Source organism: Bradyrhizobium sp. CB1015 (assembly GCF_025200925.1).
Taxonomy (GTDB): domain Bacteria; phylum Pseudomonadota; class Alphaproteobacteria; order Rhizobiales; family Xanthobacteraceae; genus Bradyrhizobium.
The window spans coordinates 6,852,766-6,877,652 of sequence record NZ_CP104174.1 but is presented as its reverse complement, the minus strand read 5'-3'; the positions used below and the strand labels follow the sequence as shown (position 1 = coordinate 6,877,652).

The following is a 24,887-nucleotide window of genomic DNA, read 5'->3' as shown; positions in this document are numbered from 1 at the left end:
TTCGCCAGCGAAGACTCCCCCAGAGGAGAAAACCCTCGCCCGGCGCTTCGCGCCGACCTCTCCCGCAAGCGGGAGAGGTTAGGGAGTCTGGAATGAAGCCGGCCGACATCCTCATCGCCGTCATGGTGGCGATCATCTGGGGGCTTGCCTTCGTGGCGAGCCGGATTGCGCTCTACGAGCTTTCGCCGGAGCTGATGACGGCGTTGCGCTTTACCATCGCCGCGGTGCCGTGCCTGTTCATTCCCAAGCCGAAGGTCGCCTGGTCACTGCTGATTGCGATCAGTTTCACGCTGTTCCTCGGTCAGTTCCTGTCGCAGGCCTACGGCATCGCCCATGGGGTGCCCGTGGGCCTCACCTCCGTCGTCGTGCAGAGCCAGGCGCTGTTCACGATCGGCTTTGCTGCGCTCGTATTCGGCGAACGTCCGACGCGGGTGCAGACGCTCGGCGTCGCCATCGCCACGGTGGGCTTGCTGATGATCTGCGGCACCGTCGGCTATGATTTCAGCGTCGGCGCCTTCGCGGTTCTGATGATCTCGCCGCTCAGCTTCGCAATCGGCAATCTCCTGCTGCGCGGCGCCCGCGGCGTGCCGATGTTCGATCTGTTTGCTTGGCTCTGCCTCGCCTCGGCCGTGCCGCTGTTCGTGCTGGCGCTGATCGCCAACGGGCCGGCGTCGACCTGGACGTCGCTGACGCACATGTCGCTGGCATCGGCGCTTTGCATGCTGATGCTCGGCGGCATTTCCACCAGCATTGCCTATTGGCTGTGGGGCCGGCTCTTGCGCGACTATCCGGCTGCGCAAGTGGTGCCGTTCGCGCTACTGGTGCCGTTCGTGGGCTCGGCGGCCTCCAGCATCGTGTTCGGCGAACGCTTCGGCCCGCTGCGCCTCGCCGGCATGCTGACCGTGATCGGCGGGATCGCTGTGATGGTGCTGGCGAAGCGCCCGCAAGTTCTGCCGAAGACTGCGTGAGGTGATGATGACCTACTCGCTGTTCTACGCCTTCCTCGTCTTCATGGTCGTGATGTACTTCACGCCAGGACCAAACAACATCATGCTGCTGTCCTCCGGCCTGACCTATGGCTTCCGCCGCACCATCCCGCACATCGTCGGCATCGTGCTCGGCTTCGCCTTCATGGTCGCCGCGGTCGGCCTCGGGCTCGGCTCCGTGTTCCTCGCCTATCCGATCCTCCAGACCATCCTGAAATATGCCGGCGCGGCCTACCTGATCTATCTCGCGGCCGCGATCGCCATGGCCGGTCCGGCCAAACCGGGCGAGGAGAAGGGCCGCGGCCCGATGACCTTCTGGGGCGCGGCCATGTTCCAGTGGATCAACGCCAAGGGTTGGGTCATCGTAATCGGCACCATCACGGCCTATGCCGCGATCGCCCAATTCCCGATCAACATCGCCATCCAGACCGTGATCAGCCTCGTCGTCGGCACGGTCTCGACCGTGGTCTGGGCCCTGTTCGGCTCCGCATTGCGGCCGGTCCTGACCTCCGAGCGGCTGGTCCGCGCCTTCAATATCCTGATGGCGATCCTGCTGCTGGCCTCCCTCTACCCCGTTTTCATGGATGCATGATGTCGCGGATTTCCATGCAGAAACGGGTTTCCCTCAGGGCTGAAAATGCTCTAGACAGCCCCCGAAATCTGCAAATTTCACCCTTCGGACACTGACCATTGGCCGATTTCGGCCCTGAACGAGGAAACGACCTATGCGTGTTTATTACGATCGCGACGCCGACCTGAACCTGATCAAGGGCAAGAAGGTCGCCATCGTTGGCTATGGCAGCCAGGGCCATGCCCATGCGCTCAATCTGAAGGATTCCGGCGTCAAGGAAGTCGCCATTGCGCTGCGCAAGGGTTCGGCCTCTGCCAAGAAGGCGGAAGCCGCCGGCTTCAAGGTGCTCGAGGTCGCGGAAGCCGCCAAATGGGCCGACCTCGTCATGATGCTGACCCCGGACGAGCTCCAGGGCGACATCTATCGCGAGCACCTGCACGACAACATGAAGAAGGGCGCGGCCCTCGTGTTCGCGCACGGTCTCAACGTCCACTTCAATCTGCTCGATCCGCGTGCCGACCTCGACGTGCTGATGATCGCGCCGAAGGGCCCCGGCCACACCGTGCGCTCGGAATATCAGCGCGGCGGCGGCGTGCCCTGCCTGATCGCGATCGCCAAGGACGTTTCGGGCAATGCCCATGACCTCGGCCTGTCCTACGCCTCCGCCATCGGCGGTGGCCGCGCCGGCATCATCGAGACCACCTTCAAGGAAGAGTGCGAGACCGACCTGTTCGGCGAGCAGGTGGTGCTCTGCGGCGGCCTGGTCGAGCTGATCAAGGGCGGCTACGAGACTCTGGTCGAAGCCGGCTATGCGCCGGAGATGGCCTACTTCGAGTGCCTGCACGAAGTGAAGCTGATCGTCGACCTGATCTATGAAGGCGGCATCGCCAACATGAACTACTCGATCTCCAACACCGCCGAGTACGGCGAGTACGTCACCGGTCCGCGCATCATCACCGACGAAACCAAGAAGGAGATGCGCAAGGTTCTGGCCGACATCCAGGGCGGCAAGTTCGCCCGCGACTGGATGCTCGAGAACAAGGTCAACCAGACCTCGTTCAAGGCGACCCGCGCCAAGCTCGCCGCGCACCCGATCGAGGAAGTCGGCGCGAAGCTGCGCGACATGATGCCCTGGATCAAAAAGGGCGCGCTGGTCGATAAGAGCAAGAACTGACGGCTATGCCGTTATTCCGGGTGCGCGCTCAACGCGCGCCCCGGAACGACGAGCGAAATTCAAGCTTCGCTCGCCAAGCCGAATTTTGGACCTTGGCGACTATGGTCGAGCGAGATCGCAAACAGCGGTCTCGCTCTTTTCGCTTCAACCCACCGCGACGGTCTGCCCACGCGGATGGCGGGCCATCGCAATCATGCGCAGCGCCATCACGATGAGTAGCGGAAGCAGGAAGGCGGCATAGAGCGGCATCGTCGGCACGCGCTTGCCGAACGACACCATGAACTGGAGCCAGACGTAGTAGCCGCCTGCGAGGTGAAGGGCCCGCCAGCCTCGCGGGCCGATCAGTGCGGCGGTGCGGTCGAACGACGTCGCGCTCATGGCCATGATGAGGCCGTAGCCGATGCCGCCGAAGATGTAGGAGGCCGCCGAGGTGGCCTCGGCAAATCCGGCCGGATCCATCCTGGCAAACGTCATGATCGCCGCCGCGTGGATGGCGTGGGAGACCGCGAAGCTGAGGCCCAGATAGCGGCGGTTGCGCTTCTGCCATCGCGTCCAGGCATTGGGCCAGAGCCGCGCCAGCGCCGCGGCGCCGAAGGCGAGGCAGAACAACAGGAGCGAGCTTCGCGCCGTGAAGCGGATCACCATGCGAACGCCCTCGACCTCGAACTGCCGCATCGAGGCGATCCATAGGCTGAGTGCGACGAGGCTCAAGCAGAGGACGGCCAGCAGGCGCCAGCCTTCGAGCCAGCTTCGAGGTTCGGACATGGGTGGGTCTCCCTCTCTATGTAATCGCTGATTACATTTTGAGTTGAGGGCAGCGTCAAGGGTGTAATCATTGCTTACATTCATGTTCGGGTGAGGTTAGAAAGATGCATGCCTGTTCGTCAGCCGCCCAAGCCGCGCGCCCGCCGCCCTGCCACCGAAGCCCGGCCGTACCATCACGGTGACCTCCGCCGCGTGTTGATCGATGCTGCGTTGCAACTCGCAGCGGAAGGCGCCGAAGTCTCGGTACGGGAGGCGGCGCGCCGGGCCGCGGTGTCGCCGGGGGCGCCGTTCCGACACTTTCCCAACCGCGATGCGCTGATGGCGGCTGCGGCCGAGGAGGCGCAGCGGCGCTTCCGCGCCGAGATCGAGACGGCGCTGGCTGAGGCTCCGGCCGCCAATCCGCTCGGCCGATTCCGCGCCTTTGGTCTCGCCTATTTGCGTTGGGCCATGCGCAATCCCGCGCATTTCGAGATCATCTCGAGCGGGCGCTATTTTGCCCATGGCGGCTCGCCGGAGCTGATGCGAGACAACGCCGAGCTGATCACGCTGACGGAGCAGATGCTGGCTGATGCGGCAGAGCAAGGCCTGCTGCGGTCGGCTGACCTCAAGCGCATCCAGATCGCCGGGCGCGCCCTCGTCTACGGTTTCGCCCGGATGAATATCGACGGCCATTTCCCGCGCTGGGGCGTCGGGGAGGGCGAGACCGAGCGGATGGCGGAAGGGGTGCTCGACCTGTTCATCGCGGGGATCGCAAAGCCCTAGCGGGCGAGCGGCTCCGTTCGATGCCGTGCGGCGCAGCCCACTAACAATAAGCGAAGGTCGGACCGCACCGCGCGTTGCCTGTCCTTGACCGTTCCGTTACAGTTTTATGACACGGTGCAGGCTTCCGGCTGCATCGGGCGCCGCTGGCCGTGTTGAGGGCCGGCCAGGCGGCTTGGCATCACCGCGCCGGACCAGAAGTTGCGTGTCGTCAATGGCGTCCGCGCCGAATCCAGGTCCTTCTGCCACGACCGCCGTGCTGGCGAGCGTCGCCGCGCTCGGCATCTGGCGGCTGCTCGCGGTTGCAGCGCCGCATCTGGCGGCACTCGCGCTGATGTACGAGACCGAGACCGATTTCGGCGCGCGCCTGTCCTTCGCGCTGGCCTGGGGCATCCTCAACTTCTTCTGGATTGCGCTGCTGCGTCGCCCCGCCTTGTCGGGCGCGCTGTCGCTGACGATGGTCGTCGTGCTGGTGCTGCTGTCGCGGCTCAAGCACGACGTCGTGCAGATGACGGTCAACTTCATCGACCTGATGATGATCGACCGCGACACCGTCGCGTTCCTGTTCACGATCTTCCCGAATTTGCGCTGGTCGGTGATCCTGGCCGGTCTCGTCACGCTGCCGCTGATGTACGCGCTGTGGTGGCTCGACCCCTTCCGGATTCGTCGCTTGCCGGCGCTCGCCTGCAAGCTCGCCTGCCTTGCCGCCCTGGTCGGCTATTCGCTCTATCACCCGGACGAGGCCTGGCGCGGCTATTACGACGACGGCTATCTCTCGAAATTCTTCCGCTCGGGCGTCACGGCCGTCTCCGACTTTGCGCAATACGGCTTCATGGCGGCGTCTGCTTCGACCGGCGAGCGGCTCAACATCCCGCTGGTCGATGCCTGCCACCCCGCGGGCCGCCGCCCCAACATCATCATGATCCATGATGAATCGAGCTTCGACATCCGCGCCGCCCAGGGCATCAAGGTGCCGCCGCGCTATGACGACTATTTCAAATCGTGGGACGGCAAGCAGCGCACGTTCCTCGCCGAGAGCAATGGCGGGCCGAGCTGGTTCACCGAATACAACGTGCTCGCAGGGCTCTCCTCGCGTTCATTCGGCCGCTTCGCCTATTTCGTCACGCGCATCGCCTCGAACCGGGTCGAGCGCGGCCTGCCGCTGGCGCTGCGCCGCTGCGGCTATGACACGCTGTCGCTCTATCCCGCCCATGGCGGCTTCATGGGCGCGCGCAGCTTCCAGATGACGACGGGAATCGAGCGCTTCCTCGATTCCAAGGATCTCGGCGCCAAGGATGTCGAGCCCGACAGCTTCTTCTACGACAAGGCGCTTCAGCTGATGGGCCAGCAGCCGCCCAACAAGCCGCTGTTCACCTTCATCTATCTCGGTGCCAACCACTTCCCCTGGGAGACCCGCTTCCGCCCGGACCTGCTGCCGAATTGGCGCGCGCCGGGCAACGTGGCGTCCATCGACGAATATCTGCGCCGGCAGGCGATGAGCGCCGAGCAGTACAAGGCGTTCGTTGCCGGTTTGAAGAAGACCTTTCCGGGCGAGCCCTTCCTGATCGTGCGCTACGGCGATCACCAGCCGGAATTTGCGCCTGCCATCCTTGAGCCCGGGCTCGACGAGGGCGCGATCGGCAAGAAGCTCGACGCCTACGATGCGCGCCTCTACGCGACCTATTACGCCATCGACGCCATCAATTTCGAGCCGGTTAGAAGCGAGGCCGTGATGGACACGATCGACGGCCCCTATCTGCCGCTGGTCATTCAGGAAGCCGCCGGCATCCCGCTCGATCCCTCCTTTGCCGAGCAGAAAGAGATCATGCTCCGCTGCAAGGGCATCTTCTACGGCTGCAAGGACGGCGCCGAGGCGCGGCGGCTGAACCGGCTGCTGATCGATGCCGGGATGATCCGGGGGCTGTAGCCTCTCGCTCGGATCGCGGACGCGCCTCTTCGACCGGTGAAATCTGTGCCGCTGTCTAACCGTGCCCCTCTCAGGATGACGGAGGTTGGATTGGCTTGCCCCGAATCTATTGCTTGATCTTCTCCCACAACCACTTCGCCACCGCATCGGGCGATGAATTCGCATCATTGCCGCTGGCGCGCAGGTTCGCCTCGCGCATGGTGGCGATGTCGATCTTGCCGAGCAATGGCTTGAGCGCCGCCTGCAGTCGCTCGTCGCCGGCGCGCTTTGGCGCGAGCAGCAGGATCGCGTCGTAGGGCGGGATGGCGTGTCTGGGGTCGTCGAGCGTTGTGAGCTCGTATTTGGCGATCAAGCCGTCGCTGGTGTAGCCGGCGATGACGTCGACCTCGCCGCCGGCGACAGCCGCATACATGAAGTCCGGTTGCATCTGACGCTGGGCGCGGAACTGCAGCCCATAGGCCTTCTGCAGGGCAGCCCATTCGGGCCGCGAGAAGAATTCGTAGTCGCCGGCAATCGACAGCGTCGCCGCATGTGTGGCGAGATCGGCGATGGTTCGGATACCGAGCGCCTCGGCGCGTCGTCTTGGCATCACCAGCGCATACGCGTTCTCGAAGCCGAGCTCGCCGAGCATGGTAATGTTGTCTTTGGCGAGCGCCGTCTTCAATTCCGCCACCAGCTCGGCGCGCGCCATCATGTCGGTGCGATGCAGCTGGTTGGCCCAGAGCGTCCCGGAATAATCGACATAGAGATCGATATCGCCGGCCTTCAGCGCCCCGAAGATCACGCTGGAGCCGAGGCCGGAGCGCGCATTAGCCGAGAGGCCCGCCGCCTCGAGGCGGTCCCTCATCAACGCCGAGAGCACATATTGCTCGGCGAAGGTCTTGGCGCCGACCACATAGCCTGACGGCGAGCGTCCCATGGTCGGCACCAGCGTTGCTGCGACCAGCGCCGCGATTCCGACCGCGCCGAGGCCGCTGCGCACACGGCTGCGGCTGCGCAGGCCGCTCTCGATCAGCCCAAGCAGCTGGTCGACCGCAAGCGCGAGCAGGGCGGAAGCCACGCAGCCGAACAGCACGAACACCCAGTTCTGGGTCTGGAGGCCCGCGAAAATGTAATTGCCGAGGCTGGTCTGCCCGATCGGCGTCGACAGCGTCGCGGTGCCGATCACCCAGACCGCCGCGGTGCGGATTCCGGCCATCATCACCGGCAGCGCGAGCGGCAGCTCGACGATCATCAGCGATTGCCGCGCAGTCATGCCGACGCCCTTGGCAGCCTCGATCAGCGCGGGATCGATGCCGTTGAGGCCGGTGATGCCGTTGCGTAGCACCGGCAGCATGGAATAGAGCGCCAGCGCCAGCATCGCCGGCAGGAAGCCGAACGCGGAGAAGGATAGGCCGAACCAGGCCAGCGTGACGGAAGCAGCCAGCAGCAGCAGCGGATAGAACAGCGCGAGCAGCGCCAGCCCGGGTACGGTCTGTACGATGCTGGCGAACGCGAGCAGGATGCCGCGCGGCGCCGGGCGGTTGCGCGTCAGGATCGCCAGCGGCAAGCTCACGGCGAGGCCGAGCGCGAGGGCGGCGAGGCTCACCCGCACATGGTTGCCGAGGTAGTCCGGCAGATGCGACAGCGCCTCGCCCCAGCGTGGATCGGTGAAGAGGCTCATGCCGCACCGCCCGTCGGCAGCAGGGCATTCAGTCGCTCGACCTGGCGCCGCGGGGTGCGCAACAGCTCGAGCACGTAATCGTCGCTGCTGCTCGAGAGCTCCGCAGCCGTACCCTGCGCGAGCAATCGTCCGCCGCGCATCACCGCGATGCGGTCGGCGAGCAGGATCGCCTCGGTCATGTCATGCGTGATCATGACGGTGGTCAGGCCGAGCTTGCGGTGCAGCGCGCGATAGTCGTCACCGAGTGCATCGCGGGTAAGGGGATCGAGCGCGCCGAACGGCTCGTCCATCAGCAGGACGCGGGGTCTTGCCGCGAGCGCCCGCGCCACGCCGACGCGCTGGCGCTCGCCGCCGGAGAGCGCCTCGGGCAGCCGGTCGCGATGCGCTGCGCGGTCGAGCTGCACGAGCTCGAGCAGCTCGTCGACACGCCGTGCGATTGTCGGAGCCGGCTCGCCGAGCAGCCTTGGCGTGATGCCGATATTGTCGGCGACGCTCAGATGCGGAAACAGCCCGCCGCTCTGGAAGACGTAGCCGATCCGACGCCGCAGCGCGACCGGATCGACATTCCGCACGTCCTCGCCTTCGACGGTGATGGTGCCGCTGTCGGTCTCGATCAGCCGGGTGGCGAGCCGCAGCAGCGTGGTCTTGCCCGAGCCCGAGCCGCCGACGATCGCCACAAACTCGCTCTCGGCGACGTCGAACGACACGTCGTCGACGGCTGCGAGGGACCCGAAGCGCTTGGTGACGTGCTGATAGCTGATGGCCAGTTTGGAGGACATCGGTTGAAGACTCGCTCTTACCCTCCCCTGGAGGGGGAGGGTCGCTCGCGCGGGGTGATCTATGATCTTCCCCCGAAAAAGTGGACGGGTTTAAGCGGCTTTTAGCTCCATCTCGATCGGGGCGATATATCCGATTGCGGAATGGAGCCGGGTTCGGTTGTAGAAGCCCTCGATGAAGGCGAAGATGTCGCGCTGGGCCTCGGCGCGGGTGTTGTAGTCGCGATGATGGATCAGCTCGGTTTTCAAGGTATGGAAGAAGCTCTCCATCGGGGCATTGTCGTAGCAATCGGCCTTGCGGCTCATTGATGCCACGATGCCGGCGCCGGTGAGGACCTTGCGATAGGCATGTGAGGCATACTGCACACCGCGATCGGAGTGGTGGATCAATCCGGCCAGCGGCCGTTGCTGCTGGATGGCCATCGTCAGCGCCGCGGATGCGAGCTCGACCTGGATATGGTCTTGCATGGCCCAGCCGACGATCTTTCGGCTGAACAGATCCATGACGGCCGCCAGATACAGCCAGCCCTCCGCGGTCGGGATGTAGGTGATATCGGCGAGCCAGACCCGGTTCGGGGCGGGAGCGGTGAAGTCGCGCGCGATCAGGTTCGGTGCGATCGGGAGGTCGTGACGGCTGTCGGTGGTGCGCACCCGGCGTGGCGGCGCCATGATGGCGCGGATACCGTGCCGGTGCATCAGCCGCTCGATCCGGCCACGGCTGGCGCCGCGGCCCTGCTTGCGCAGGACGGCATGGACGCGAGGACTGCCGTAACGCCCGCTGCTGTCTTGATGGACTTGCCGGATCGCGGCCAGGAGGCTGGCATTGGATTTGGTCCGCTCGCTCACCGGGCGATCGCGCCAGGCGTAATAGCCGGCCGGCGAGACCTCGAGCACGGCACACATCAGCCGCACCGGATAGGCGTCGCGGTGGTCTTCGATGAAGCGGAAGCTCATGTCCGGGTTCCGGCGAAGATCGCGATCGACTTTTTTAAAATGTCGCGCTCCATGCGCAGCCGTTCGTTCTCCTGACGCAGGCGGGCGATCTCCGAAGCCTGGTCCGCCGACATCGGCGTCGCCTGCGTGGTGGGGCGCCACGCCGCCGATGTCGGCTCCTGCCGGAGCTTGTCAACCCAGCGCCGCAGCACCGAGTCGCGCAGACCGAGTTCCTTGGCAACCGACCCGATCGAGCGCCCGCTCGACAAAGCCAACTCGACGGCTTGGTGCTTGTACTCTTCGGTAAATGACCGACGTTGACGTTCCATTCGACACCTCCGGGCTCAATGAGCCTACTACAGGTGTCCACTTATTCGGAGGAGCTTCACTATCCACGCGGGCAGTGCATCTGCGGAAAGACCGTCACCCCACCCCGTCTCACATTTCGCTGCGCTCATGTGAGCCGACCCTCCCCCTCCAGGGGAGGGTGAGAGCACGGCTAGACCCATGCGTAGCACGCCCGGCGCCTCGATTGAACTTGGCCCCGTGAGCGGCTAAGGCATCGGCCTGAGTTCGGAGGAAGCACATGACGACGCCCACGGCAGTGGCGCTGGAAGATACCAAGGTTGCGTTCCGCCTGGGAGACGGGCGGGTCTACACGGCAGTGGAGAAGGCCCATCTCGCGGTGGCACAGGGCGAGTTCGTCGCCATTGTCGGGCCCACAGGGTGCGGGAAATCGACGCTGCTGAACGTCGCCGCCGGCCTGCTCAAGCCAGCCGCCGGCAGCGTCAGGATTTTCGACCAGCCGCTGGCGGGGCTGAATCGGGACGCCGGCTATTTGTTCCAGGCCGATGCGCTGTTCCCCTGGAAGACCGCGCTCGACAATGTCGCGATCGGGCTCGAGATCAAGGGCACGCCGCGCAATGGAGCCTTGTCGCAGGCGCAGAAATGGCTGACCGCCGTCGGCCTTGGCGCCTTCGCGAACCGATATCCGCACATGCTTTCGGGCGGCCAGCGCAAGCGTGTGGCGCTGGCGCAGGTGCTGATCCGCGATCCCAAGATCCTGTTGATGGACGAGCCGTTCGGGCCGCTCGATGCGCAGACGCGCCAGGTCATGGGTAATCTGCTGCTCGACTTGTGGAATGCGGACCGCAAGGCCGTGCTGTTCGTCACCCACGATCTCGAAGAGGCGATCGCGCTCGCCGACCGCGTGGTGATCATGTCGGCGGGGCCGTCCTCGCGCATCATCGGCGACTGGCGCGTCGGCCTTGCCCGCCCCCGCGACATCTTCGAGGTGCGCCTCGACAAGGAGTTCCATGCGCTCCACCGCGAAATCTGGAGCGTGCTGAAGGACGAGGTGATGAAGGGTTACGCGCAGTCCACCCATGCGGCGGAGGCGGTCTGATGTCGCGCCCGACGCTGTTTGCGCTGCAGGTCCTGGTCGCGGTCGTCGGCATCGTGCTGTGGCAGGTGCTGTCGACCGTGCCCGTGTTCGGCAAGATCCTGCTGCCGCCGTTCTTCTTCTCCAACCCGTTCGACGTGTTCAGCCAGATCGTGAAATGGTTCGCCTCCGGAATGATCTGGAAGCACCTCGGCATCACGCTGGCGGAATCGATCCTTGCCTTCGTGATCGGATCGGCCGGTGGTGTGCTGACCGGATTCTGGTTCGCGCGACAGCCGTTGGTCGCCGCGGTGTTCGACCCCTATGTGAAGATGGTCAACGCACTGCCGCGGGTCGTGCTGGCGCCGATCTTCGCGCTGTGGCTCGGGCTCGGCATCTGGTCCAAAGTCGCGCTCGGCGTCACCTTGGTGTTCTTCATCGTGTTCTTCAACGTTTATCAGGGTGTCAAGGAAGTCAGTCGGACCGTGCTCGACAACGGCCGCATGCTCGGCATGAGCGAGCGACAGCTGATGCGGCATGTCTATTGGCCGTCGGCGCTGTCCTGGATGTTCTCCTCGCTGCACACCTCGGTCGGCTTCGCCGTGGTCGGCGCAGTGGTCGGCGAATATCTGGGATCGGCCGCCGGGCTCGGCTACCTGATCCAGCAGGCCGAGGGCGTGTTCGACGTCGCCGGCGTGTTCGCCGGCATGTTCGTGCTGTCGGCCTTCGTCATCCTGATCGACTTCGGCGTTACGCTGGTGGAGCGGCGGCTCCTGGTGTGGCGGCCGACCGCGTCGGATGGGCGGGGCTAGGAAGCAGGTCTATTGGATCGCGTCGATGCGATCCCGGGTCGTGTGTGGGCACGCTATTGCGCCGAAGGGCTGATGGCCGGCCCGCTCAGGCAGTGCTTCTCAAGCCAGCCCCGCTGCTCTATGGTGCCGCCGGCCGAACGGAGGAAACCAATGAAGAACACGATTGCCAGGCTCGCGGGTGCACTGCTCGCGCTGACGCTCACCACCTCGCTTGCCGCGGCGCAAAGCAAGGTCACCATCGCGGTCGGCGGCGGCTCCTGCCTGTGCTATCTGCCGACGGTGCTGGCCAAGCAGCTCGGCGAATACGACAAGGCCGGCGTCAATGTCGAGCTGGTCGACCTCAAGGGTGGTTCGGACGCGCTGAAAGCCGTGCTCGGCGGCAGCGCCGACGTGGTCTCCGGCTATTTCGACCATTGCGTCAATCTCGCAGCCAAGAAGCAGGAGCTGCAGTCCTTCGTGGTCTATGACCGCTATCCCGGCCTCGTGCTGGTGGTCGCGCCCTCGCGCACCAACGACATCAAGTCGGTCAAGGATCTCGCCGGCAAGAAGGTCGGCGTCAGTGCGCCCGGCTCCTCCACCGACTTCTTCCTGAAATATATGCTCAAGAAGAACGGGCTCGATCCCACCAGCGCCGCCGTGATCGGCGTCGGCCTCGGCGCCACCGCGGTGGCCGCGATGGAGCAGGGCCAGATCGATGCGGCCGTGATGCTCGATCCGTCCGTGACCGTGCTGCAGGGCAGCCACAAGGATCTGCGCATCCTCTCGGACACCCGCACCCAGAAGGACACGCTGGAGACGTTCGGGGGCGAATATCCGGGCGGCGCGCTGTATTCGACCGTGGCCTGGATCAATGGCCATGAAAAGGAAGCGCAGGCGCTCACCAATGCGATCCTCGCCACGCTCGCCTGGATCCATTCGCACAGCCCTGAGGAGATCATGGCGAAGATGCCGGAGGAGACCGTCGGCAAGAACAAGGACCTCTATCTCGCCGCACTGAAGAACACGATCCCGATGTATTCCGAGACCGGCAAGATGGACCCGAAGGGTGCGGACGCCGTGCTCGCGGTGTTCAGTGTCGGCTCGCCCGAGGTGGCGAACGCCAAGATCGACGTCAGCAAGACCTTCACCAACAAATTCGTCGAGCAGGCCAAGAAGACCACGGGCAGCGCCAAATAGCCGACGCGAAGGCGTGATATCAGGTGTCATGACGTCACCAATCATTCATCGCGTCACGACGCTTGATCTTGCCGTGCGGCCGATCGTGTGGCCGTTCGCCGAGGAGCGCCGCGCCGAGATCGCGGCGCATTTCGCCGAGAAGCAACGCGAGCGGCCGAAAATCTGGAACGGTCGCGTCCTGCTCGGGCGCGACGCCGTGTTCAACGACGGTCGTCTGACCGCGACCTATTTCGAAACCGATTTCGCAAGCTTCCTCGCCTGGCGCGACTGGGGCTTTCCCGACAAGGCCGTGTTCAACGGCTTTGGCATGGGCGCGCTGCGCGCCTCCGACGGCGCCTTCATCATGGGCGAGATGGCGCCCCACACCGCCAATGCGGGCCGCATTTATTTCCCCTCGGGAACGCCTGATCTCGACGACGTCAGGGACGGCGCGCTCGACATTCCGGGCAGTGTCGTCCGCGAGCTCGGCGAGGAGACCGGCCTGACCGCGGCCGACTATCGGATCGAGCCGGGCTGGCATTGCGTGGTCACCGGCCCCACGATCGCGATGTTGCAGGTCGTCAACCTGGACATGCCGGGCGATGTGGCCCGCGCCCGGATCGAAGCGAACCTTGCGCGCGAGGTCGAGCCGGAGCTGTCGGCCATTCATCTCGTGCGCGGGACCAGCGATCTCAGGCCGTCCATGCCGCGATTTGTCACGGCCTTCATCGAGCAGCAGTTCGCAGTGCGCTGACGCGCGAGACTTGACATCGCCGCGCGCAGCCCATGTGATGGGCCGAAGAAGTTGCACCAAGAATGCAATGCACAATCGTCCAGGGAGGTTTTGATGCGCCTGCGCATGGCTGCCCGGTTGGTACGTGGGCTGTTGGTCGCGATATCAGCGACGGGCTTGGCGGTGTCTGCCGAGGCTCAAGAGAAGAAGCTCAAGATCGGCGTCATCTATGATCTGACGGGCCCGCTCGCCGGCGGCGGCTCGGAGCTGCAATATACCGGCGCAAGGATCATGCTGGATCAGTACAGCGCGAAAGACGTCGAAGGCTACAAGATCGAGGCGATCTATGCCGATGCTCAGAGCAAGCCGGATGTCGCCATCAATGAAGCGATCCGTTTGATCGAGCAGGAAAAGGTCGACATGCTGCTCGGCTTCTTCTCCTCGGCGCAATGCGTGCCGGTGGCAGCGCGGGTCGAGCAGCTGAAGAAGTTCATGTGGATCACGACCTGCATTTCGTCGGCGGTGCTGGAGAACAAGAACTACAAATACGTGTTTCGCCCGCAGGCCTCCGGTGATCAGTTCGGCATGATGACGATGGACTTCATCGCGCAGAACGCGAAGGAAAAGTTGGGCAAGGACCCGAAGGACCTGCGGGTCGCCATCATCCACGAGGACGGCGCCTACGGCGTCGACGTTGCCAAAGGCAACGAGGCGGGTGCCAAGAAGGCCGGCTTCAATATCGTGCTCAGAGAGGGCTATTCGGCGACGGCCCCGGATTTGTCTGCGCTGGTCACCAAGCTGAAGCGGGCCAAGCCGGATGTGGTCTTCCATACCGGCTATAATCCCGACATCACCCTGTTGCTCCGGCAAGCCCGCGAACAGGGGCTGAAGTTCGGCGCACTCGTAGGGCATGGCGCCGGCTACGGGGTCTATGAGAAGCTGAAGGAAGGCCTGGGCGCCGACGTAAACTACGTCTTCAACACCGATCCGATCTCGATCTGGCTCGCCAACCAGAAGAGCATGGATCCGAAGCTGCCGCCGATCATCAAGGCGATTGGCGAGGAGTTCGACAAGCGCAAGCCGGGCGTCGCCATTCGTTCGGCCCATGTCGGCATGGCTGCGTCCAACACCTATTTGTTCCTGACCGACGTGCTGCCGCGAGCGATCAAGAAATATGGCGGCGTAGATCCCGACTCCCTGCGCAAGGCAGCGCTGGACACCGACATACCCGAGGGCGGCACCATGCTCGGCTTCGGCGTCAAATTCCACGGCGAGGGCTCGCCAATGGCCGGCCAGAACGAGCGCTCGTTCCCAGTCGTGATCCAATACGTCGACGACAAGTCCTATGTGGTGTGGCCCAAGAGCCAGGCGCAGCGCGAGGCTGTGCTGCCGCTGCCCAAGGGCACCACCTACAGCAACCAGTAGCGGAGTGCTGCGGTGTTGGAAGTCAACGGATTGGTGAAGCGGTTTGGCGGCTTCACCGCCGTGAACAACGTGTCGTTCAGGGTCGACGAGGGCGAGATCCTCGGCCTGATCGGTCCCAACGGCTCGGGCAAGAGCACGATCTTCAACATGCTGTCCGGCACACTGGCGCCGACCTCCGGATCGATCCTGTTCGCCGGGCACGAGATCGCGGGCCTTGCGCCGCACCGGATCATCAACAGCGGCATCGGGCGGACCTTCCAGATCCCGCGGCCGTTCCGCCGTCTGAGCATTTTCGAGAACGTGGCGCTTGCCGGCTTCTACGGCCAGGGCCGCCACAGCCGCGCCAAGGCCGAGGAGGCGGCCGAACGCTCGCTGGCGATGGTCGGTCTGCCGACCGACCGCCATGCCAGCGTCGATGGGCTTGGCGCAGCGGGGCTGAAGAAGCTCGAGCTGGCGAAGGCGCTCGCCACCGCGCCAAAACTATTGCTCGCCGACGAGAGCCTCGGCGGTCTCGACGATGCCGAGATGGATCAGGCCGCGGACATGTTGCGCAACATCCGCGACGAGCTGGGCATCACTATCATCTGGGTCGAGCACATCATGGGCGTCCTGATGCGCGTCGTCGACCGCGTCATGGTGCTCGATCACGGCGAGAAGATCTCGGAAGGCCTGCCGAGCGCAGTCGCGGGCGATCCGCGCGTCATCGAGGTCTATCTCGGCACCGATGCCGAGACCACGCAGGCCGCGGCCGCCGAAGCGCGCCGCCGCGCAGGGGGCTAGCCGATGCTGGAGCTTCGCGGCGTCAATGCCGGCTATGGCACCTTCCAGGCACTGTTCGACGTCAATCTCGACGTGAGGGCCGGCGAAGCCGTCGGCGTCATCGGCCCCAACGGCGCCGGCAAGACCACCTTGATGCGCGTCATCTCCGGCCTGATCCGCCCCTCGCGCGGATCGATCAAGATGGAAGGCGTCGACGTCGTCGCGACCCCGCCGCACAAGATCGTCAGCCTCGGCATTGCGCATGTGCCGGAGAACCGGCGGCTGTTTCCACAGCTGACGGTCGACGACAATCTCAAGATGGGCGCCTTCATGAAGGAGGCGCGGGACCACTACGCCGAGCGGCTGGAGGTCGTCTTCGACCTGTTTCCGCGCCTGAAGGAACGCCGTCACCAGATGGCCGGAACCATGTCCGGCGGAGAACAGCAGATGTGCGCCATCGGCCGCGCGATGATGTCCAATCCAAAATTGCTGCTGCTCGACGAACCCTCGGCGGGGCTGGCGCCGGTGGTTGTGCAGCAGGTGTTCGAGCTGGTGAAGCGGATCCGCGCCAGCGGGCTGACGGTGCTGATCGTCGAGCAGAACGTGCAGCAGGTGCTGAAGGTGGTCGACCGCGCCTATCTGATCGAGGCGGGCACGATCCGCGCGTCCGGCACCTCGGCCGAGATGCTGGCGAGCGACACGGTCAAGGAAGCTTACCTCGGGGTGTGATGGGCATGCAGGCGTTCCTGGACGTATTCGACATCTATCTGCTGGAGGCCGTCATCAACGGCATCCTGCTCGGCGGCGTGCTGGCGCTGCTTGCGCTCGGGCTCAACCTGATCTTCGGCGTCATCGACGTGACCTGGATCTGCTACGCCGAGCTCGTCATGATCGGCATGTACGGCATGTATTTCATGGTGCAGTATTACGGCATCAGCTATTTCGTTGCCGCGCCGCTCACCATCCTGCTCGTCGCCGGGCTTGGCGCGGCGCTGCACTATCTCGTGATCGCGCCGCTGCTGACCGCACCTCCGATCAACCAGCTGCTCGCGACCGGTGGGGTGCTGTTCGTGCTGCAGAGCTTTGCCACGGTCGCCTTCGGCATCGACTTCCGCAATCTCGGCATCCGCCTGCCGGTGCTCGCCTTCGGCGACATGAATTTCAGCTATGCGCGACTGCTCTCGTTCGTCGCCGCGCTGGTCGGCATGGTCGCGGTCTATCTGTTCATGACCCGCACCTTCACCGGCACTGCGATCCGCGCCATCTCCCAGGACCGGCAGATCATGGCGCTGATGGGCGTCGACACCAAGCGGATCTATCTGATCACGTCGGCGCTCGGCGGTGCGCTCGCCGGCCTCGCCGCCTGCCTCCTGGTGCTGCAATATGACGTGCATCCCTTCGTCGGCCTGTCCTTCGGTCCGATCACCTTCCTGATCTGTGTGCTCGGCGGCCTCGGCAATTTCATCGGCGGCTTCATCGCCGCGTTCGTGTTCGCGGAGATCATCTCGCTCGGCGGCCTGTTCTCCGATCTCGAATGGGGCTATGTGCTCGCCTTCGCGTTCTTCATCGTCATGATGTTCATCCGGCCTGCGGGCCTGCTTGCGAGGCGCCGATGATGGGGCAGGGACGGCTTGCGGCGTGGGGGATCGGACTGGCGGCGCTGATCGCGCTGCCCTTCGTCTATCGCGATCCCTATCATCTGCATATCCTCGTGCTGATCCTGATCTGGTCGTTCGCCTATACGTCGTGGTCGATGATGGGCCGGTTCGGCCTCGTCTCGCTCGGCCATGGCGGTTTCATGGGGATCGGCGCTTACGTCACGGCGCTGTTGTGGAACCACGCAGGACTGTCGCCCTGGATCGGCATTCCCATCAGCATGGCGGCGGCCGGTGCGCTGGCGATGATCGTCGGCTATCCCTGCTTCCGCTTTCGCATCACCGGGCATTATTTCGTGCTGGTGACGCTGGCGCTGTCAGGCATCGTGCTCCAGGTCATCACGGCGACGCGTGACTATACCGGCGGCTCGCTCGGCTATACCCCGAACCGCGCGTCCGGCAACAGGCTGCTGGCGCTGCAATTCGACGACAAGACGACCTGGTACCTGATCGCGCTTGCGGTCTGGCTGTTCGGCATCGTGATCTGGCACTGGGTCGACCGCAGCATGGCGCGCTATGCGCTGGAGGCGATCTCGGAGGACGAGGACGCCGCGGCCGCGGCCGGCGTCGACGTCACCGCCGAGAAGCTGAAGATCACGTTGCTCAGCGCGCTGATGACGGCCTTGGCGGGCGCGATCTACTGCCAGTACCAGATGTTTATCACCCCCGACACGGTCAGCGGCATCGCGGTCTCGCTGCAGATGGTGTTCGCCGCGATCGTCGGCGGCCTGTTCGTCTCGCTCGGCCCGACCGTCGGCGCCATCATCACCATCCTGCTGGCGGAAACGCTGCGCATCGGTTTCGGCACCAAGGCGGTCGGCTGGGACAATCTCGTCTACGGCGTGCTGCTCGTGCTTTTCATCATATTCCTTCCCAAGGGCATCCTTGGTAGCTTGCTCGACCGATTGAAGTTGCAACGCAAGGTGCCCCGCGCTCATGAGCAAAAAGCCGTCCAAGTCGCTCGCCCAGGAGCTTGACCGCTACATCACGCCGTTCCGCTACGATGGCTCCGGCAAGTTTCACCTCAAGGACCATAAGACCGACGAGAAGGGCGATCTCGACAAGGAGAAGGCGCTGGCGATTCTCGACGCCAACAAGAAGCGGCTGATCGCGTTTCAGGAGAAGCTCTACGCGCAGGACCGCTGGTCGCTCCTGATCGTGTTCCAGGCGATGGACGCCGCCGGCAAGGACTCTGCGATCAAGGCGATCTTCGAGGGCATCAATCCGCAGGGCTGCGAAGTCACGGCCTTCAAGGCGCCGAGCAGCAAGGAGCTCGACCACGACTTCCTCTGGCGTCATGCGGTCGCGCTGCCCGAGCGCGGCCATATCGGCATCTTCAACCGCTCGCATTACGAGGAATGCCTGGTGACGCGTGTGCATCCAGAGATTCTCGCGAAGGAAAAGCTGCCGCCTAGGCTCGTCACCAAGAACATCTGGAAGGAGCGGTTCGAGGACATCTCGGCCTTCGAGCGCTATCTCTGCCGCAACGGCACCGTGGTGCTGAAGTTCTTCCTCAACGTGTCCAAGGAGGAGCAGCGCGAGCGCTTCCTCGCGCGGCTGGAGGATCCGGCCAAGCAGTGGAAGTTCTCCATGGACGACATCAACGAGCGCGCGCTGTGGCCGCGCTACCAGGCGGTCTACCAGGACATCGTCCGCCACACGGCGACCTCCCACGCGCCGTGGTATGTCGTGCCCGCCGATCACAAATGGTTCGCCCGCGTCGTGATCGGCTCGGTGATCAATGCCGAGCTCGAAAAGCTCGACCTGCGTTTCCCCCGTGCCGACAAGGCCTCGCTGGAGGAGTTCACGCAGGTGCGCAAGGCGCTGGAGAAAGAAGGGACGGGAGGCAGGAAGCAAGCAAGGTGACAGCCAGCGGGACCACCAATTGCAAGAACGTCAACTTCGCGCTCCAGGGCGGCGGTGCGCACGGCGCCTTCGTCTGGGGCGTGCTCGACCAGGTGCTCGAGGACGGCAGGCTCGCGATCGAGGCGATCAGCGCGACCAGTGCCGGCGCCATGAATGCGGTGGCGATGGCCTCCGGCATGGCGCATGGAGGCGCGGAGGCCGCGCGGGAGAGCCTGCACGCATTCTGGTACGAAGTCTCGCGCATGGACATGGCGTACGATCTGATGTCGCCGCTGAACCAGTGGATCCAGGCCCTGAAGCTGCCGCCGGAATATCATCCGGTCCATGCCTTCATCCACACGCTGACGCACACGCTGCCGCCGAACCTGCTCAATCCCTTTCATTTCAATCCGCTCCGCGCGCTGCTGCAGCGCGTGATCGATTTCGACCGGCTCAATTCCTCGCCCGATGCGCCGCAGCTGTTTCTCAACGCCACCAACGTCCGCACCGGCAAGATCAAGGTGTTCCAGAGCCCGCTGCTCACGGCGGACACCGTGCTCGCCTCGGCCTGCCTGCCGCCCTATTTCCAGGCCGTCGAAATCGATGGCGAGCATTACTGGGACGGCGGCTATCTCGGCAATCCCGCGATCTATCCGTTGATCTACCGCAAGGGCAGTCACGACGTCGTCATCGTGCAGGTGACGGCGATCCGGCGCGACGAGCTGCCGGCCAGTGCGGCCGATGTCCTGCACCGCATCAACGAGATCAGCTTCAATTCGTCGTTGATGCGTGAGATGCGTGCGATCGCCTTCGCGACCCGGCTGATCGACGACGGCGAGCTCGACAGCAACAAGCATAGCCGCATGTACATGCATTGGATCGGCAACGACGCGTTGATGTCGCAGCTCGGCACGGCCACGCAGTTTCACCCCGAATGGAGCCTGTTGTGCCGCTTGCGCGACGAAGGCCGCGAGGCTGCGCGAGGCTGGCTGGCACGAAACTTCGACCAGATCGGAAAGGCCTCGACAGTGGACCTGGCGGACATGTTTCTCTAGGCGAGCGAGCCGCCCTCGACAAAAAAGTGCGAAAACAACCCCATGCACAGTAGTCGGGCATAACAGAATCAATGGCTTGCAGGACCGTTTAGTATAATGCGGATTTTGCGAAGCGGGTTTTGACTCGTCGGGCAAAACAGGAGCATGATGTCATCATCCCGCTGCCTTCTGAAATTCCTCACTTCGCGCGGAAGCGATTGCACAGCGGACCTTTCAGCGGGAACTCGGGTCGTCAAATGTGATCGTCAGATCATTGATCTTGCTTGACAGTTTTCTGTCTCAGGAGGAGCATCATCGCGGTCGCAAACAAGCGACGCGCAACGTCCACCTCATGAGCAAGGGGAGGTCTATGACGCCACCTCCGCAAATCCAGCCGCGCTAATTGCGATGGAGCTCGTTCGGACTATCGCATAGCGGCAGAAACCGCGAACGGCACGCCGGGACAAGGTTTAGCGGGCTGCATCAGTGAGGCAAAGCCCCTACCTTCCCGGCGCTGTAATTTGATCACGTCGATCGTGTCGGATGGCCGTGAAGGCTGCCGCATCACGTTCTCTGTCATCCGGCTTTCCCCATCTTCGTCGATCTGTACAGGGGTCTTTGCGCGCCCTGCGTGATGAAGCTCCGGTTGGACGTCAGCTCGCGATCCTGCATTGCGGCAAATGCCAAGAGAATGTCGTCTCAAAGGCCAACTTCCGACACAGGCTAGGGGCGAATAGCTCCGATCCGACATGACGGATGTGCTTCCGGCGGTGACGGCCACGACATCGCGGGCGCATTCATTTTTCCAGGGAATCTGCGTGTCGCAAAAGCTTGTCCCGGCGCTTCTCGCCGCTGTTTTCCTCGCGATCTCGTCTCTCTCCTGCGTCCGCGCCGATGCGCCGGCCGCGACCGGTGCCGCGGCGCTATCGCCCGACGAAGCCAGGCGCGCCTTGGACACGCTCCAGGACGACAAGAAGCGCGCGCAAATGATCGATACGCTCCGTGTGATCGCCAACGCATCGGGTCCGCAGCAGCCTGCGCCGGAGCCCAAATCGCCGATCCCGCTTTCGGCCGACGGCCTCGGTGCGCAGCTCCTGCTCACGGTCTCGGAAGAGATCGGCGAGATCTCGAGCGAGATCGCCGGCATGGCGCGGACGCTCACGCACTTTCCGGCCTTCTACTACTGGATCATGCGCACCGCGAACGATCCCGCGGCTTACAATCTCCTGATCGAGATCGCCTGGAAGCTGGCGCTGCTGCTCGGCTGCGCTCTCTCGGCCGAATGGGTCATCTTCCGCCTGATCCGCCGGCCGGTCGCGTTCCTGGAGGGGCGCGTGCCGCAAAGCGCGCGCCTGCCGGCCCAGGCGCTACCGCTTGCCGATCCGCCATCATCGGTCGCGGATGTCACGCCCGAGCCGGAACTGCACAAGCGACGCCACAGTCTCGCGCGTGTCTGGCAGATCATGCTGCGCCTGCCCTTCGTGCTCGGGCGTTTCGTGCTCGAGCTGCTTCCCGTGCTCGTCTTCGTCGCCGTTGCCACCGCGCTGCTCGGAACGGAAATCGGCGAGCCCACGATTGTCCGTCTCGTGATCCTCGCTGTCGTCAACGCTTATGCGTTCTCGCGCGGGCTGATCTGCCTGGTCCGGGCGCTGGCGGGGCCGTTCGGCCTGTTTCCGGTGCGCGCGGAGACCGCCGCCTATGTCGAGATCTGGGCGCGCCGCATCGTCGGCGTCGGCGTCTCCGGCATCGCCTTTTCCAATGTGGCGCTGCTGCTCGGCCTGCACCGTGCCGGCTACGCCGCCCTGCTGCGCATGGTGATGCTGGTCGTGCACCTCTTCATCGCCGTCATCATCCTGCAATGCCGCCGCCAGGTCGCCGATGCCATCCGCGCGCCGGCCGAGCGGCCGGGAATTGCGGCCCGCTTGCGCAACCGCATCGCCGCCGGCTGGCACTATCTTGCCATCGCGCTCGACCTCGCGCTGTGGGCGGTCTGGGCACTCAACATCCGCAACGGCTATTCGCTGCTGCTGCAATATTTCGTCGGCACCATCGCAGTGGCGCTGATCACGCGTGTCGTCATCATGCTGACGCTGAGCCTGATCGACCGCGGCTTCCGCATCAAACCGGAGATCCTCCAGCGCTTTCCCGGCCTCGAGATCCGTGCCAACCGCTATCTGCCGCTGCTGCGCAGGATCGTATCCGGCGTGATCGCCTTCATCGGCTTCGTGGCCGTGCTCGAAGTCTGGGGCGTTGACGCGATCGTCTGGTTCTATGGCGGCCAGATCGGCAGCCGGCTGATCTCGGCCGTGGTGACCATCGGCCTCGCGGTGTTCATCGCCGCCGCGATCTGGGAAGCCAGCAATGCGCTCCTGGACCGCCAGATCAATACGCTGTCGCGGGACGGGCACTATGCCCGCGCCGCGCGGTTGCGCACCTTCCAGCCGATGCTGCGCACGGCGCTGCTCTGCCTGATCGCGACCGTCGTCGGCCTCACGGCGTTGAGCGAGATCGGCGTCAATGTCGCCCCGCTGCTGGCGGGCGCCGGCATCGTCGGCATCGCGATCGGCTTCGGCTCGCAGAAGCTGGTGCAGGATCTCATCACCGGTCTGTTCCTGCTGCTGGAGAACACGGTACAGGTGGGTGACACCGTCAGCGTGTCGGGGCTGTCGGGCGTCGTCGAGAACGTCTCGATCCGCACCATCCGCCTGCGCGCGGGCGATGGTGCCGTACACATCGTGCCGTTCAGCGCGGTCACGACCATCACCAATGCCAGCCGCGGCGCCGGCAACGCCTCGGTGAGCGTCAACGTCGCCTACAAGGAAGACACCGACCGTGCCGGCCAGATCCTCAAGGACATCGTCGACGAGATGCGCCATGAAGCGGACTTCCGCGCGCTGATCCGCGGCGACCTCGAGCTCTGGGGCATCGACAAGGTCGACGGCGCGATGGTGTCGATCGTCGGCCAGATCCGCTGCACCGAGGCCGGTCGCTGGCCGGTCCAGCGCGAATTCAACCGCCGCATGAAGCTGCGCTTCCAGCAGAACGGCATCGAGGTCGCATCCGCCACGCAGACGATCCTGATGCATATCGCGCCGCCGGCAGATGGCACCGCCAATCTGATGCCAAGGCGGGCAGCCGGGTAGCGGCTCGACGATTCCGGCTTGCCTCCGCGTGTCCGGCAGCGTTCACTCCGGCATTGGCCCGCCGACAATGTGCGGGCGACAAAAGAGAGTGGGAGAAACCGATGCGGGGGATGTGGGCCGGATTGCGTCGCATTGCGGTCGTCGCGTGCGTGTTGATGGGATCGGCGGCCTGGTCCGAGCCAGCCAACGCTCAGCCGTTTCCGTCGCGTCCCATCACCCTCGTGGTACCGTTCGCGGCGGGCGGCCCGACCGATACGCTGGGGCGGATTCTGTCCGAGCGCATCGCCGCCGAGCTGCGCACCACGGTCGTGGTCGAGAACGTTGCCGGCGCCTCCGGCAGCATTGCCGGGGCCCGCGTCGCCCGCGCGACGCCTGACGGCACCACGATCACCATCGGCCATTGGGGCACCCATGTGCTGAACGGCGCGGTCCTCAAATTGCCTTATGACGTCGTGAGTGATTTCGAGCCGGTCGCGATGATCGCGATGGGCACACAACTCATCGTCGGCCGGAAATCGCTCGCTGCGAACAATCTCAATGAGCTGATCGCCTGGCTGAAGGCCAACCCCGGCAAGGCCACTGCGGGGACCTCCGGGGCGGGCACAGGAGCCCATGTCGCCGCGGTCTTCTTCAAGGACAAGACCGGTACCGACTTCCAGTTCGTGCCCTATCGCGGTGCCGGGCCCGCCATGATCGATCTCGTCGCCGGGCAGATCGACATCATGTTCGACCAGGCGGCGAACTCGCTGGCACATGCCAAGAGCGGCGCGATCAAGGCGTTCGCGGTGACGTCGCCGACAAGGCTTGCGTCTGCGCCCGACGTGCCGACCGTCGACGAAGCGGGTCTGCCCGGGCTCTATATTTCCTACTGGCACGGCATCTGGGCACCGAAGAACACGCCGAAGGACATCGTTGCGAAGCTCAATGCGGCCGTCGTCGCCGCGCTGGCCGACGCGTCCGTCAAGCAGCGCTTTGCCGAACTGGGGCAGGAGATTCCACCACCGGAGCAGCAGACCCCCGCAGCGCTGGCCGTTTTCCAGAAGGCCGAGACCGAAAAATGGTGGCCGATCGTGAAGGCGGCCGACATCAAGCCGGAATAGCGCTGCCGCGGCATCACGCGTCCTCATCCTGAAGGAGCCCGCGAAATGCGGGCGTCTCGAAGGATGGCCGCGGGTGAGGTAGGGGCCTCCATGGTTCGAGACGGCGCTGACGCGCCTCCTCACCATGAGGAGTTAGATTCCTGCCGCGTTAACCTTTCGCGTGCAACTGCCAGTCGTTTGCGCAAGTCTCGCTGCGGTGCGAGATCACAATCGCCGCCTCCGTCTCTCCGTCCTTGATCTGAATGAAGCGCTGGCCGACAATGGCTGCGGTTCAATAAGAAACTCCTTGGG

Annotated in this window: 22 protein-coding genes; 18 read left to right on the top strand and 4 right to left on the bottom strand. The window is 64.5% G+C overall.

Annotated elements, in window-relative coordinates; all coding sequences use genetic code 11:
• Window positions 1-92 precede the first annotated feature (92 nt).
• The 3 genes from N2604_RS32300 (at window position 93) to ilvC (ending at window position 2,731) form a co-directional block, all read left to right on the top strand.
• The gene (locus N2604_RS32300; RefSeq protein ID WP_260372026.1) at window positions 93-968 is read left to right on the top strand and encodes an EamA family transporter; all 876 of its coding nucleotides are present in this window, start codon (window positions 93-95) and stop codon (window positions 966-968) included.
• A gap of 7 nt (window positions 969-975) precedes the next feature.
• Complete coding sequence (locus N2604_RS32295) at window positions 976-1,578, top strand: LysE family translocator (RefSeq protein WP_260372025.1); 603 nt, start codon at window positions 976-978, stop codon at window positions 1,576-1,578.
• A gap of 133 nt (window positions 1,579-1,711) precedes the next feature.
• Window positions 1,712-2,731, top strand: a complete 1,020-nt coding sequence (gene ilvC / locus N2604_RS32290) for a ketol-acid reductoisomerase (RefSeq protein ID WP_027577255.1) — start codon at window positions 1,712-1,714, stop codon at window positions 2,729-2,731.
• Between the two features lie 144 nt (window positions 2,732-2,875).
• On the opposite strand, the gene N2604_RS32285 is transcribed toward ilvC, so the two are convergent.
• A complete protein-coding gene (locus N2604_RS32285; protein WP_260372024.1) occupies window positions 2,876-3,496 on the bottom strand; it encodes a hypothetical protein in 621 nt (206 codons plus the stop codon).
• Window positions 3,497-3,604: 108 nt separating this feature from the next.
• Between N2604_RS32285 and N2604_RS32280 the strand changes: the two genes are divergently transcribed.
• Window positions 3,605-4,258: a TetR/AcrR family transcriptional regulator gene (locus N2604_RS32280; RefSeq protein ID WP_260372023.1), complete on the top strand. Its 654-nt coding sequence runs from the start codon at window positions 3,605-3,607 to the stop codon at window positions 4,256-4,258.
• A gap of 211 nt (window positions 4,259-4,469) precedes the next feature.
• Window positions 4,470-6,182, top strand: coding sequence for a sulfatase-like hydrolase/transferase (locus tag N2604_RS32275; protein ID WP_260372022.1), 1,713 nt, complete (start codon window positions 4,470-4,472; stop codon window positions 6,180-6,182).
• A gap of 106 nt (window positions 6,183-6,288) precedes the next feature.
• Here N2604_RS32275 and N2604_RS32270 read toward each other — a convergent pair whose 3' ends face one another.
• The 3 genes from N2604_RS32270 to N2604_RS32260 form a co-directional block, all read right to left on the bottom strand.
• On the bottom strand, window positions 6,289-7,845 hold the full coding sequence (locus N2604_RS32270) for a glycine betaine ABC transporter substrate-binding protein (RefSeq protein WP_260372021.1): 1,557 nt from the start codon (window positions 7,843-7,845) through the stop codon (window positions 6,289-6,291).
• Complete coding sequence (locus N2604_RS32265; RefSeq protein ID WP_260372020.1) at window positions 7,842-8,624, bottom strand: ATP-binding cassette domain-containing protein; 783 nt, start codon at window positions 8,622-8,624, stop codon at window positions 7,842-7,844. Before N2604_RS32265 ends, N2604_RS32270 begins: the two co-directional genes overlap by 4 nt.
• 90 nt (window positions 8,625-8,714) lie before the next feature.
• Window positions 8,715-9,883 (bottom strand): IS3 family transposase gene (locus tag N2604_RS32260; protein ID WP_260371983.1). Its coding sequence is split into 2 segments (ribosomal slippage): window positions 8,715-9,595 and window positions 9,595-9,883, totalling 1,170 coding nucleotides; the frame shifts between segments, so codons are not numbered across the junction.
• A 257-nt stretch (window positions 9,884-10,140) separates the two neighbouring features.
• On the opposite strand from N2604_RS32260, the gene N2604_RS32255 reads away from it, so the two are divergent.
• The 13 genes from N2604_RS32255 (at window position 10,141) to N2604_RS32195 (ending at window position 24,596) form a co-directional block, all read left to right on the top strand.
• Window positions 10,141-10,959 carry an ABC transporter ATP-binding protein gene (locus tag N2604_RS32255; RefSeq protein WP_260372019.1) on the top strand — a complete coding sequence of 273 codons (819 nt, stop codon included), beginning with the start codon at window positions 10,141-10,143 and terminating at the stop codon, window positions 10,957-10,959.
• Complete coding sequence (locus tag N2604_RS32250; RefSeq protein WP_260372018.1) at window positions 10,959-11,747, top strand: ABC transporter permease; 789 nt, start codon at window positions 10,959-10,961, stop codon at window positions 11,745-11,747. Before N2604_RS32255 ends, N2604_RS32250 begins: the two co-directional genes overlap by 1 nt.
• Before the next feature lie 150 nt (window positions 11,748-11,897).
• Window positions 11,898-12,923, top strand: a complete 1,026-nt coding sequence (locus N2604_RS32245) for an ABC transporter substrate-binding protein (RefSeq protein WP_260372017.1) — start codon at window positions 11,898-11,900, stop codon at window positions 12,921-12,923.
• A 28-nt stretch (window positions 12,924-12,951) separates the two neighbouring features.
• Complete coding sequence (locus N2604_RS32240; protein ID WP_260372016.1) at window positions 12,952-13,656, top strand: NUDIX hydrolase; 705 nt, start codon at window positions 12,952-12,954, stop codon at window positions 13,654-13,656.
• 93 nt (window positions 13,657-13,749) lie between these two features.
• A complete protein-coding gene (locus N2604_RS32235; RefSeq protein ID WP_260372015.1) occupies window positions 13,750-15,060 on the top strand; it encodes an ABC transporter substrate-binding protein in 1,311 nt (436 codons plus the stop codon).
• A 12-nt stretch (window positions 15,061-15,072) separates the two neighbouring features.
• A complete protein-coding gene (locus N2604_RS32230; RefSeq protein WP_260372014.1) occupies window positions 15,073-15,840 on the top strand; it encodes an ABC transporter ATP-binding protein in 768 nt (255 codons plus the stop codon).
• Window positions 15,841-15,843: 3 nt separating this feature from the next.
• Window positions 15,844-16,548 carry an ABC transporter ATP-binding protein gene (locus tag N2604_RS32225; RefSeq protein ID WP_260372013.1) on the top strand — a complete coding sequence of 235 codons (705 nt, stop codon included), beginning with the start codon at window positions 15,844-15,846 and terminating at the stop codon, window positions 16,546-16,548.
• Between the two features lie 5 nt (window positions 16,549-16,553).
• Window positions 16,554-17,435, top strand: coding sequence for a branched-chain amino acid ABC transporter permease (locus N2604_RS32220; protein WP_260372012.1), 882 nt, complete (start codon window positions 16,554-16,556; stop codon window positions 17,433-17,435).
• A complete protein-coding gene (locus N2604_RS32215) occupies window positions 17,432-18,451 on the top strand; it encodes a branched-chain amino acid ABC transporter permease (RefSeq protein ID WP_260372011.1) in 1,020 nt (339 codons plus the stop codon). The genes N2604_RS32220 and N2604_RS32215 overlap by 4 nt, the downstream gene beginning before the upstream one ends.
• A complete protein-coding gene (locus tag N2604_RS32210) occupies window positions 18,411-19,340 on the top strand; it encodes a polyphosphate kinase 2 family protein (RefSeq protein WP_260372010.1) in 930 nt (309 codons plus the stop codon). The genes N2604_RS32215 and N2604_RS32210 overlap by 41 nt, the downstream gene beginning before the upstream one ends.
• Window positions 19,337-20,374: a patatin-like phospholipase family protein gene (locus N2604_RS32205; protein WP_260372009.1), complete on the top strand. Its 1,038-nt coding sequence runs from the start codon at window positions 19,337-19,339 to the stop codon at window positions 20,372-20,374. Before N2604_RS32210 ends, N2604_RS32205 begins: the two co-directional genes overlap by 4 nt.
• Before the next feature lie 797 nt (window positions 20,375-21,171).
• Entirely contained in the window at window positions 21,172-23,496 is a 2,325-nt protein-coding gene (locus N2604_RS32200) for a mechanosensitive ion channel domain-containing protein (protein WP_260372008.1), read from the top strand.
• Window positions 23,497-23,597: 101 nt separating this feature from the next.
• Window positions 23,598-24,596, top strand: coding sequence for a tripartite tricarboxylate transporter substrate-binding protein (locus N2604_RS32195; RefSeq protein WP_260372007.1), 999 nt, complete (start codon window positions 23,598-23,600; stop codon window positions 24,594-24,596).
• The last annotated feature ends 291 nt before the right edge of the window (window positions 24,597-24,887 follow it).